Genomic DNA, 11,994 nt, shown 5'->3' on the forward strand with positions numbered 1-11,994 from the left:
ATCATCACTTACTTTTCATTCATCTTATACAGATTATACAGGCATCCCTGCACATGGATTACAGGATACAGGATTTACAGTCCTGTTCACCACAGGGGATGTTATCGATCTTCCATCTGAGCGCCCACTGTTTAATATCGCGAATAATATTCACGAGATCTACTCCGCTTTCGGTCAGGGTGTACTCACACTTGACAGGAAAGGATGTTGCATCTACCTTCTTGGTGATAATACCCTCTTCTTCAAGTTCCTTGAGTCGCTCAGAGAGGATCTTCGGGGTGATATCAGAGATGGCATCTTTGAGCTCTGAAAACCGGCGGGTATACTCATCTCCCTTGTATAACTCAAGGATTACAAGAAGTGTCCATTTTTTTGTCAGATATTTCACCGTCATGTTGACGGTACAGATCTCTTGCACAGTATACTTTTTGAAACTTGTAACTATTAATTACTTGATATGTAATTGATATCATGTAGCATTTCGATGCAGGAGATCGATACCCATGTTTTGTTATCAGTGTGAAGAGACAGCCCGGGGAACCGGATGCACCATAAAGGGAGTATGTGGAAAGGAAGATCATACCGCGGGAGTTCAGGATGTTCTGATCTATCTCTGCAAGGGAATCTCTCTCCGCAATATGGCTACAATTGCAAAAGGAGCTGGGAACAAAGACGCAGGGGCGTTTATTACAGAAGCCCTCTTTGCCACCCTGACCAATACGAACTTTGATGATGAGAGGCTCAAAGCCCTTATCCATCAGGCTGTCTCGATCAGGGATGCATTACCAAAATCCGGTGACAGCGAACCTGAAGCCTGCACATGGACACCAAAGAACGATGCAGACATTGCCGCAAAGGCAAAGGAGATCGCTGAACAGGCAAATGTGAATGACGATGTGCATTCTCTCCGGGCTCTGGTCGTCTTTGGCCTGAAAGGAGTCGCTGCATATTACCACCATGCCGAGATGCTTGGGTTTACGGATCCGGCGATCACCGATTACATGCAGAAAGGGCTTGCTTCAACACTCCAGGACCTTCCTGTCGACCAGATGATCGCGATGGTGCTCGAATGCGGTGAGATAGGTGTGAAAACCCTTGCCCTGCTTGATACCGCTAACACCAAGACGTATGGTAACCCGGAGATCACTCCGGTGAAGACCACCGTTGGAACCAAACCGGGAATATTGATCACCGGGCACGACCTTCGGGACATGGAACAACTTCTTGATCAGTCCAGGGACAACGGGGTTGACATCTACACCCACGGAGAGATGCTCCCGGCCAATGCATACCCTGCGTTCAAGAAATATAAGCATCTGATCGGAAACTACGGTTCATCCTGGTGGCACCAGAAGGATGAGTTCGATTCGTTCAACGGTCCGGTTCTGGTAACAACGAACTGTATCGTACCCCCCAAGGATTCATACATAGACCGTGTATACACAACTGGTCCAGCGGGGTATCCCGGTATAAAGCATATCGTAAAGAAAGCAGACGGGACCAAAGACTTCTCTGCGATTATCGAACATGCAAAGAAGTGCCAGCCCCCGCAGCAGCCAAAAACCAACGGGCGTGACCTCCTCACCGGATGTGGTCACGAGGCAGTTCTGGCTTTAGCCGGGACTGTAATTGACGCGGTAAAGAAGGGCGATATCAAGAAGTTCGTGGTTATGGCAGGGTGCGATGGTCGCCAGACAGAGCGTGAGTATTACACGGAGTTTGCAAAGGCCCTCCCTAAAAATACCGTTATCCTGACTGCCGGATGTGCCAAGTACAGGTACAACTCTCTGGATCTTGGTGATATCGGTGGAATCCCGCGGGTGATTGATGCCGGACAGTGTAATGACTGTTACTCGCTTGTGGTTATCGCAAAGGCCCTTGCAGAGGCATTCGGTGTAGGGATCAACGAACTGCCGGTGGTCTATAACATCGCCTGGTATGAACAGAAGGCGGTTCTCGTTCTTCTGGCTCTGCTCTCACTCGGTGTCAAGAACATTACGCTCGGTCCGAAACTTCCTGGCTTTGTCTCTCCCGGAGTGCTCAATGTCCTGGTTGAGAACTTTAACATAGGTAAGAACAGTACTGTAGAAGAAGATATGAAGAAGATGGTACCAGCCTGATTCTATTCGGGCTTCGCCGGTATCCCATATCTTTTTCGTTCCATTCGGAGCGTCTATGATGTGTGCTCCGATTCTCTTTCGATAAGTTTTGAATACGTGCATGCATTCCAGTACACCTATGATCGTCCTTTGGTGGGAAAGATGGAATTCGATCCAGATACACTCAAAAAAGAAGACAGGCCCGGGAAAAAGCGGGAAGAACTTCGTGGAATGGTACTAAGCCTCAAAGATCTTGTTGATTATCAGGAGGGGACCGTTGCCAGCCGAATGATTGTTAACACAAAGGCTGGATCAATAACCCTCTTCTCCTTCGATGAGAATGAAGGATTGTCTGAACATACTGCTCCTTTTGATGCGGTTGTCACGATCCTTGACGGGGAATGCGAGGTCTGGGTACAGGGGGAGACGTATCAGATGAAAGAGGGTGATACGATCATCTTCCCGGCTCATATCCCCCATGCATTAAGTGCAATAACCCGGTTTAAGATGTCCCTGACCATGATCCGGGAGAAGGAATCATGAGTGAGGAGAAAGACGGGGTGTACTGCAAGGTCTGTGGAGGTATTATTCCCCAGGGTTCTGCGATAGGATCCATTGAGATTGAAGGTAAGTCTACAGGGATTAATCAACTCGAATTTATCCTTGATGAGGTTACAGCCCTGCATCTGCAGAGTGATCGGGATATTATGAATGAACTGGTGAAACGGGCAAAAGTGTTCAATTACATCCCGACAAAAATGACAGAAAAATATGCTGAAGCCTTGTTGCAGGCGTTTAAAAAACGAAAGACGAAGGAGTAGATTATGGACTCATATGAATGCTCAATCTGTGGATATGTGTATGATCCGGAGAAAGGCGACGAGGAGAACGGTATTGCACCGGGAACCGCGTTTGAAGACCTTCCTGACGACTGGCTCTGCCCAGTCTGCCAGCAGGGAAAGGAAGTCTTCGAGAAAGTCTCGTAACCCTCTATCAATTTTGTGGGCTTTTCTTCGTTTAGGGTGGGCCAAATATTCAACACTTTCTCATGGAAATGTTTGGTTTCCGGGACAGGAGAGAAGATTGTTTAAGTCCGAATCTTCGTTTCTTCTGCCATCTGTTTCATATAGTTGTTGAAGGTAACTATTCAGGCATGCTGAGAACAGGTTGACATTACCATACTCTCTTGTGTATATGTTCTCATTTTATCCTGCCCTGGAATCCGTGGATTGTTCTTAAAAGCGGATTCAATAGCCTCAATAACCCTGATTCCATTTTTTCTTATTGTTGAGATGTAACTTCTGATCAGAGTTACCGCTTCCGCAGTAGATTTGTCCCTGAATCCTCCAGAAATTTTCATCTTAACCTTCATCATGCGGATATCCCTTTCTGCCAGATTGTTGTCGAATGGAACAATCAGATTTTGAATAAACCGTAAATCTCCGTCTTTATACAACTCCAACCTTTCCAGTAAGTTACGAGTAAAAGCTCTTTCGTCCTTCCCTTTTTTCCTAGAATTTGTATCGGCGGTGGATTTTCACCTAATCCTATTTGAATCAGTTCATCATGACTGGAGGTACAGGAACCCCATTCGAATGATATTCCTCCTTGATTTCCTTTGCCTGTATCAGTAATTCAATCAGTTTTCCTGGCCACTGTTGCTTCGTTTCTTCTTCTACTCGTTTGAGTTCCCGAAGAATATGGGCACCACAGAAACTATGTGTACAGGGATAGGAGAGATAGGGTTTCCAAAAATCATGGACGCTAATACCCTTGAAATCCGGAAGAATTCCAATTTCGTTTATTCCTTCCATCCCCCTCTTTTTCTGGATAGAGTAATGGGTCCACTGTGATGTGCAGGTTACATGAAGCCAATGTAGTTTTCCTTCAACTCTGACTCCGGTTTCATCATTATGAATAATCTGTTCGAATTTTAGAGCATTCGTGACAGTATCCTCAAATGGGGTAAGTTTCTGAAAGGTTATGAGTCAGATTTACAATCGTTCCAGGACTGATGGAAACGCCAAATAGGTCATAACATGCTTCAACTGCCCGTTCATACGGAATGAATTGATAATGAACAAGATAACACATATACGCCTTGATTCTTGATCCATATTAAACCGGTTGAGTTACATCCGGAGGGAAAATCCCAGATGTTTTGTATCCACAATGGTTATAAACCAAGGTTTGAGATCGATGTTCTTTAATTTCAATTGCCGGAGGAGGAGGAAGGTCAAATACCTGGCGTTTTTCAATGGAAATTATTGTCCCACCCTGAAGACTCCTTCCACAACAAGAACAGATGTCATACCTCATCTTCATGAAAAGACTTGAGGACATGGATATTGTCGAAGAACGAAGAGCATCGGCAAGAAAAATTCCCTATACGCCAATCTTTTCCGGACATGATGAATGCCGATGGTCGAACTGGAAGAACTATCCGGCAGACCAGATGCTTACTCATGTACGGGATGTCGTCTTCCCTTTCATCAAAACAATCTCAAACGGGGAGAAGAGCAGGTTTTCAGAGCACATGAAGGATGCAGTCTTCATTATCGCAAAAGCCTCACTCCTTCAGGAAGCAGTATCAATTCTTGACCGGATGGATATCACTGCCCGAAACCGGGACACCCAGGGTGATATCTACGAATACCTCCTCTCCCAACTCTCAACCGCAGGAAAAAACGGCCAGTTCCGTACACCTCGTCATATTATCAGGATGATGGTCGGACTTGTTGATCCTGATATCAATGACCGGGTATGTTACCCGGCCTGTGGGACTGCAGGATTCCTGGTTAATGCGTATGAGCATATTATCCGGAGATATACAAGTCCGGACACACTTAAGGTAGACGAGGACGGAGAATATACCAACCTGGTTGGGGATCATATCACCGAACCAGCTCACTGGGAAAAACTCTGGTCAGATATCTTTTACGGATTTGATTTCGACTCAACCATGACCCGGATATCGGTCATGAACATGATGCTCCATGGAATCCGATCTCCTGAGATCCACATTATTGACACACTCTCGAAACGATACACAGAAGAAGAAAAATACTCGGTAATTCTTGCAAATCCTCCGTTTAAGGGGAGTATAGATAAGAGTGATATTAGTGACAACCTTTCCCTGACAACCACTAAAACCGAACTGCTCTTTGTGGAGAGGATGGTCACACTTCTTGTAACCGGAGGAAGATGCAGCGTTATTGTTCCTGACGGGGTCTTGTTTGGATCATCCAATGCCCACAAAAACTTAAGGAAGATCCTTCTTGAGACCTGCCAACTCGAAGGGATCGTATCAATGCCATCTGGTGTGTTCAAACCCTATGCCGGAGTCTCCACTGCTGTCATCACATTTGTAAAAGGAGGAAGTACAAACCGGGTCTGGTTCTACAACATGGAGTCAGACGGGTAATCTCTTGATGACAAGCGAAACCGGATTGAGGGAAGAGGTGATATTCCTGATATCATTGAGAGGTTCAAAGGCCTGAAAAGAGAGAACCCCACCGACAGGAAAGGAAAGTATTTCTATGTACCGGTTGATGAGATCAAAGAGAACAATTTTGATCTCTCAATATCCCGGTACAAGGAGATCGAATATGAACAGGTTGAGTATGATCCCCCGGAGTGGATAATCGGTGAGATCGAGGGAATAGAGAGGGAAATTCTCAAAAATCTTGAGGAGCTCAAAAAGATGCTCCATGAACAGAAAGGATCAATATCAATACCTGTAACAATTCACCTGTTTTCATCACTTTTCTGATGAAGTGAGAAAACCTATGGGGACGCGAATTTTATTCAAAGTAAGGAATTGAACAATCATTTTGCATGGAAAGCATTTCAACGGTCTTGCCTGGGTCCCCCAATGGGCACCATTAGGGTTTTCAAATGGATAATTCCAGTGACTGATGAAGACACATTCACCATCAATTCTGAAGAATAATAAGGAGTAGATCAGGTTGAGGTTAGTAGATCTCGAAGATTTTCGATGCTGATCTATACTTCTCCCGTGCTATTTCTCAGAAAGTAAAGCCTGATATCGGTAGATCACTATGTCCAACCGACAGGTTTTACATTCAATCCCTTTTTTGAGAAAACTATAAACTGAATCACAGAAATAGTGTAGTTGTCAAAAAGTTGACAACAATTCAGCGTGAATAAAAAAAGCCACGTCTGATAGTCTTCGCGGATTATCTCATACCATTGGACCTGTAATCGGTAATTCACTGATACATGATCCCAATTGAAATTCCCTCAAATTATGATTTCGGTTATGTTTTCTGTGTAATCAAAAAAATAGGCCTGTCTGATGAAATTTAGAAAACTATCTCGCATTCTTCCCTCTGATGAAGGTAGAAACAATCAACCGCTGCATTTTCGACAAATAACAAAGGATAAAACCATATGATACCTGGACTAATGAGCAAAAATAAAACATTGGAACCGAAAAACCGAATATTTTTGGAAAAAACGTCCTCAAATTCTTATCTATATCAGACCGTGATGTTGCTGATGGTAAGTCTGGCTATTTGCTGTATCGTAATTTCTCCTGTCTCTGCAGGAACAAAATACCAGACCGGATCTCCGAATCTTTCTGTCTCCATATCCGGAAGTAATGAGTTTACTGCAGGAAATACCGAAGCAATTGCACTTAAAATTCAAAATACCGGACTTAACACAATGAAGATGGTACAGTCCGGTATTGTTGACAGGGATGATATTCCAAGCACTGCTAAAATGGTAACCGTATCATTAGAATCTGGAGAATCTCCTGTTATCATAAAATCAGACCCCCAGATGATAGGCGATATTTCCGCTTCAAGTAGTATTCCGGTATCGTTCACCGTGCTTGTAAAAGACAATGCCAAGGCTGGAACATATGAACTCCCGGTCACTCTCTCATACACATATCTCGCTGAAGCTGATCAACAGGGAACTGATACCGTTTCCTATCGATTCAACAAGAAGGAAGTCACCTTAAACATTCCATTCACGGTAAAACCGTCAATCAATCTTGATATCACAGATGTTCAGACAGAATCACTGAATGCTGGAGGATCTGGATATGTTTCACTCAAGTTCAAGAATTCAGGAAGTGATTCTGGTTTTGACGCAGTTGCAAAACTGCTACGAAACGATAACTCGCCGGTTGTTCCTGTTGACAGCACGATCTATATCGGAGATCTGGAACCTGGAGCAGAGGGCACATCTAAATTTAAAGTTTCAGTCTCAAAGGATGCCGAAGCCCAGAGTTATCCACTCAGTATCCGGGTGGATTACAAGAACAGCGATGGAGAGAACTTATCAACACAGGTACAAGACTTCGGAGTGGAGGTCGGATCAAAAGTCAGTTTTACTGTCACCAGTAGTCCTGCAACAATCAATGTCGGACAGAAAAAGGTGATTGAGGTTCAGTATAGGAATGATGGATCAGCACCTGCATACAGTGCAGAAGCCAGAATTAGTGCAGTAGATCCGTTCACCAGCAATGATGACCTGGCATACCTCGGTGATCTGAAACCTGGAGAGGCAGGAGTAGCAAAGTTTGAGGTAAGTGCATCATCAGATGCCACAGTTAAGACATATGGACTTGATTCAGAAGTCAGATATCGCGATGCTCTTGACAATAGCCAGATTTCAGATACAATTAAGGTTCCGGTAACCGTTGAGTCTGCACAGGGAATGGGACCATTTCCAGGAGTAATAGTCCTGCTGCTCATTCTCGGTGGTGGATATTACCTGTATTCAAAGCGGCGTTCTGGCAATCCTGTCTAATCCAACAAGGAGAAAGACATGTTACCATTTTTTCCGTCTATATCAACGATTTTTTCTAATATCGCTGATCTGATAGTGAACCGAACCAGTCTGATTCTTAAGATATCCTTCATCCTGATGGCCATCTCGATATTTGGCATGATGTCTATATCGATGGCAACAGGAAACGATACCTACCAGAATAAAGATTCAGAAAGCAGTGTCATTTCAAACCATTATTCTGACACATTCTCACAAGAATCTATTATCATCCTGGTCGAATGTGACGATCCTACCAGCCCTGAAGTGCTGAAATATATTGATTCTATTAAAAGTCCTTTAAAAAATCTACAATATATATCAACGGTATCAAGTATAGCTGATCTTCTTAAAGAAGCAAACGGAGGAGTACTTCCTTCATCTGATGCTGAAGTTACCGAAGCAGAGAGTTCAATCTCATCAGCAGTTCTCAAACGCTATGTTCCATCTAATCTGATGACAATGGTGATGATAGGACTACAGCCAGGTCTTGCAGATTCAAAAAAGAATTCTGCAATCACCAATGTTAAATCATTCATTACCAGTACTGATATTCCCCCGGGGGTTCATGTCTCAGTGACAGGAAGTGCCGCTTTCAGTATGGAGATGGGAGCTGCCATGAGTCAGTCGATGATAACTCTCATTATGGCAGCATTGGTCTTGATGGTGATAGTACTTGGAATCCTCTTCTCATATGTAAGCCACAGATTTCTACCAGTTGTGATGGTAGCAGTAGGGCTACTCTTGACGTTTGGTATTGTAGGGCTAGCCGGAGTTCAGATCAGTATGGCGGCTATATCGGCATTTCCGGTCCTTATAGGGCTGGGTATTGATTATGCTATTCAATTCCATTCGCGTCTTGAAGAGGAGGCGAGGTCAAACCCCCTCTCTGTTGCTGTTAAAAATACCATTGTTAAGACCGGGCCTGCGGTTATGTATGCTATGCTTGCAACAGCCATCGGTTTCTTTGCAATGTTTGTCTCTTCAGTTCCTATGATCAGAGGATTCGGGCTCATCAGTATCATCGGAGTAGTCACCTGCTACGTGACCTCACTGATTGGAATTCCTACTGTTGCATTATACCTGAATTACAGAGCAAAAGGGGCGGGAAAGTCTAAGCAATCAGAATTTATTGACAAAGGACTTTCAAAAATTGCAGTTACCATGGCTAAAAATCCCGTGGTTGTTCTCCTCGTCGTTCTTCTTGTAGCAATTGTAGGCATCCAACTTGACTCCCAAATTAAGGTAAACACAAATGAGAACTCATTTGTTCCGTCAGATATGCCTGCAAAGGTGACAATGAATAAAGTATCAAGGACGATGGGATCATCAGATTCAGCAGCAATTTATGTCGCCGGGTCTGGAGTTACATCACTTGAGACAATTCATTGGATGAAGGAGTTTACCGACTTTGAAAAGAAGGCACATTCACAGATCACCAGTGCAACAAGTATCGCAGATTATGTCGTCTCTCCTGTAACCGGGGAATTGCCACAGACACAGTTTGAACTCGATGCATCTTTAGAAAAAATTCCTGAAGATGTCAAAAAACAGTACATTAACGGGGTAAACGAAGGCGTTATTCAGATCGGTACGATAAAACTTGAGTCAGGACCGAAAAAGAGTCTTAAAACCCAGATTGAATCAGATCTCGATCTGATTGCGCCACCTCCGGGAATCATTGCACGTCTGACTGGTAGTTTTGCAATGTTTACTGACCTCATTGACAACATCGTGGACAGTAAAGAGACAATGACGTACCTTGGTTTTATTCTGGTGGTATTATTCCTGGGAATTGTATACCGTAATTTGAATGCAATAACTCCAATAGTCCCGATTATTGCAATAGTTGGGTGGAACGCGGTTGCAATGTACGTAATGGGTATAGAATACAACCCCCTGACAGCATGTCTTGGTTCAATGACGATAGGAGTTGCTGCTGAGTATACGATTCTCGTGATGGAGCGGTACATCGAAGAGAAGGAAAAGACAGATAATGTAATTGAAGCGATAAAACACAGTGTTCAAAAGATTGGATCTGCAATTATGGTATCTGGTTTTGCAACATTCTTTGGTTTTTCAGCCCTTACACTCTCAAGTTTCCCAATCATCAGCAACTTTGGACTTACTACGATTATTGCAGTGTTCTTTTCATTAGTAGGAGCAATAGTAGTAATGCCTGCAGTTCTTTCGCTTGTTGATAGGATCCTCCGTGGTGCTCACAAGATAGAAGAAGAAGTGCTCCATCATCCCCATCCTCACCAATAATTTCTTATTTAATATTGATGGTTGAATTGATGGTTTTAGACTCTGAATTTTCCTATCGGGACTATAATATCGAATAATACTCCTACTCCAAATACACCATTTTCTTTGATTTGTATTCCTGTTATTGAAAGGATCTCATGAATTAAGAACATACCAAATCCGGTATTCTTTCCAAAACCTCTCTCAAAAACCCTATTTTTATTATCAGGTTCAATACCTGCCCCATCATCCTCATATCGAACCACCAGGCAATCATCTTTTGTGAACGTACGTACTGTTATGGTTGATACGTGCTGACCATGACGGATTGAATTATCAATTAAATTGTAAAATACTCGTTCAAGAAGGGGATCTGTATAGATTTCATAATCCTGACCTTCAAATGAGAATGAAATATTTTGATCTGCGAATGAAGACATAGCTTTTTGGTAATTTGAATTCAAAGATAACCATTTTGGTTCATTTAATCCAAGATCCTGGTAATCACTGGTAAACTGTATCTGTTCCTGAATAATACGGGATATTTGATATGCACTTTTTACATTATCAAAAATTTCAGGATCAATGCCTTTCTCCTTTATCTCATTAAGATAGAAGTACAATGCAGTTAATTGATTCAGAATATCATGCCGTGTAATACCAGACAAAAGGAGTAATTTCTGATTAACCAGGTGAAGTGCATCTTCTGCATGTTTTCGTTTCGTTATATCCCGGATATTTAGTACATTTCCAATTATTTCTCCATTAAAAAAATGCGGTGCAGCCTGAACTTCATATATGTTCCCTGATCGAAAAGTCAGGAACATCTGATGTTCATAATCGGGAGATCCAGAGACGATTTTGTTAAGATCTCCCGGATTAAAATCAGGAACCTTTGTGGTGAAGACTCCATTGATAGTTAATGGAGTACCGATCTGTGATGGTTCATTAATATCAAGAATTTGAGTTGCAGCAAGGTTACAATTTTGTATAGTTCCCTCAAAATCAGTAACAACAATCCCATCATTCGTAGAGTCCATGGTTGACTTGTGAAGGGCATTGATCTTTTCAAGATCCAGAGTTCTCTCCTGAACAAGTGCTTCCAGATGACTTCTATACGCCATTAATTCAAAATCGCTCTCTTTGTTTTGATCGATGTATATGATGATATTTCCAAGAATACCCAATCCAAGGGTCATAAAAATTAAAATTAGAAAATTATGCAAATCGGTTAGAGAACCAGCCGTATGTAAATCTGGTGAGAAGATCACGAAAAATAATGAGCCACTTAAGAGAGCGATGGAGATAGAGAGGATGCCAACCATCCACCTTTGAGAGATTTTAACCAATCTTTTTTCTCTGATATAGTAAAACAGAATCCCGATAAGAGCGGTAATAATTAAAATTATCTGTTCATTATGACCAATCGGTGCTGTTTCAACTGTTCCCGATAAGAAGAGTAATGATATGGTAATAATTCCTGCAGCAATAGGTCCTCCAAAATACCCTGCCAAAGGGACCAGAACCGTATTCAGGCCTAAAATCATATTAGATGAATTGGACCACTGGATAAATGTTCCCAATATTGCTGCAAATGAGAATATTATGCCAACCAAAGCAGCATAATGAAACTTTTTTAAAATATACACTGAATTAGGTATGAAATTATACAACAGCAATAGTGCGATAAGAACACATATGGTTTGAAACCAGTTTACTATCAGGTTCATATCAAAAGCATTGATATTCATTCTCTCGTTCCTCTACTGATCTGCAAGGGCATATATGTATCGGTAAAAATCTGATAATTTGCGGAAAAGTGGGGGATCAGATCTCTCATCGATCC

The 11,994-nt window shown here is 42.6% G+C and carries 10 protein-coding genes and 1 pseudogene; 7 read left to right on the plus strand and 4 right to left on the minus strand.

Annotated elements, in window-relative coordinates; genetic code table 11:
* Positions 1-58: 58 nt before the first annotated feature.
* A complete protein-coding gene (locus ACHZA2_RS14295) occupies positions 59-418 on the minus strand; it encodes a helix-turn-helix domain-containing protein (RefSeq protein WP_319538187.1) in 360 nt (119 codons plus the stop codon).
* An 85-nt stretch (positions 419-503) separates the two neighbouring features.
* Between ACHZA2_RS14295 and hcp the strand changes: the two genes are divergently transcribed.
* The 4 genes from hcp to rd all read left to right on the plus strand — a co-directional run bounded on the left by hcp (position 504) and on the right by rd (position 3,085).
* Positions 504-2,120: a hydroxylamine reductase gene (gene hcp, locus ACHZA2_RS14300; protein ID WP_319580270.1), complete on the plus strand. Its 1,617-nt coding sequence runs from the start codon at positions 504-506 to the stop codon at positions 2,118-2,120.
* A 141-nt stretch (positions 2,121-2,261) separates the two neighbouring features.
* Positions 2,262-2,642, plus strand: coding sequence for a cupin domain-containing protein (locus ACHZA2_RS14305; RefSeq protein WP_319580271.1), 381 nt, complete (start codon positions 2,262-2,264; stop codon positions 2,640-2,642).
* On the plus strand, positions 2,639-2,920 hold the full coding sequence (locus ACHZA2_RS14310; protein WP_319580272.1) for an NAC family transcription factor: 282 nt from the start codon (positions 2,639-2,641) through the stop codon (positions 2,918-2,920). Before ACHZA2_RS14305 ends, ACHZA2_RS14310 begins: the two co-directional genes overlap by 4 nt.
* 3 nt (positions 2,921-2,923) lie before the next feature.
* A complete protein-coding gene (gene rd / locus ACHZA2_RS14315) occupies positions 2,924-3,085 on the plus strand; it encodes a rubredoxin (protein ID WP_319538183.1) in 162 nt (53 codons plus the stop codon).
* A 161-nt stretch (positions 3,086-3,246) separates the two neighbouring features.
* Here the strand turns inward: rd and ACHZA2_RS14320 are convergent.
* A pseudogene (locus tag ACHZA2_RS14320) lies at positions 3,247-3,576 on the minus strand (transposase); the annotation flags it as partial.
* A gap of 79 nt (positions 3,577-3,655) precedes the next feature.
* Positions 3,656-4,084, minus strand: a complete 429-nt coding sequence (locus ACHZA2_RS14325; RefSeq protein ID WP_319580968.1) for a transposase — start codon at positions 4,082-4,084, stop codon at positions 3,656-3,658.
* A gap of 320 nt (positions 4,085-4,404) precedes the next feature.
* Here ACHZA2_RS14325 and ACHZA2_RS14330 point away from each other — a divergent pair, with 320 nt between their 5' ends.
* The 3 genes from ACHZA2_RS14330 to ACHZA2_RS14340 all read left to right on the plus strand — a co-directional run bounded on the left by ACHZA2_RS14330 (position 4,405) and on the right by ACHZA2_RS14340 (position 10,169).
* Positions 4,405-5,523, plus strand: coding sequence for a class I SAM-dependent DNA methyltransferase (locus ACHZA2_RS14330; protein WP_319580273.1), 1,119 nt, complete (start codon positions 4,405-4,407; stop codon positions 5,521-5,523).
* A gap of 1,097 nt (positions 5,524-6,620) precedes the next feature.
* The gene (locus tag ACHZA2_RS14335; protein WP_319580274.1) at positions 6,621-7,883 is read left to right on the plus strand and encodes an S-layer protein; all 1,263 of its coding nucleotides are present in this window, start codon (positions 6,621-6,623) and stop codon (positions 7,881-7,883) included.
* Between the two features lie 75 nt (positions 7,884-7,958).
* Positions 7,959-10,169 (plus strand): hydrophobe/amphiphile efflux-3 (HAE3) family transporter, encoded by a 2,211-nt coding sequence (locus tag ACHZA2_RS14340; RefSeq protein WP_319580275.1) that lies wholly within the window; start codon positions 7,959-7,961, stop codon positions 10,167-10,169.
* Positions 10,170-10,204: 35 nt separating this feature from the next.
* On the opposite strand, the gene ACHZA2_RS14345 is transcribed toward ACHZA2_RS14340, so the two are convergent.
* Entirely contained in the window at positions 10,205-11,899 is a 1,695-nt protein-coding gene (locus ACHZA2_RS14345) for an ATP-binding protein (RefSeq protein WP_319580276.1), read from the minus strand.
* Positions 11,900-11,994 lie beyond the last annotated feature (95 nt).

This window comes from uncultured Methanospirillum sp. (assembly GCF_963668415.2).
Lineage (GTDB): Archaea > Halobacteriota > Methanomicrobia > Methanomicrobiales > Methanospirillaceae > Methanospirillum.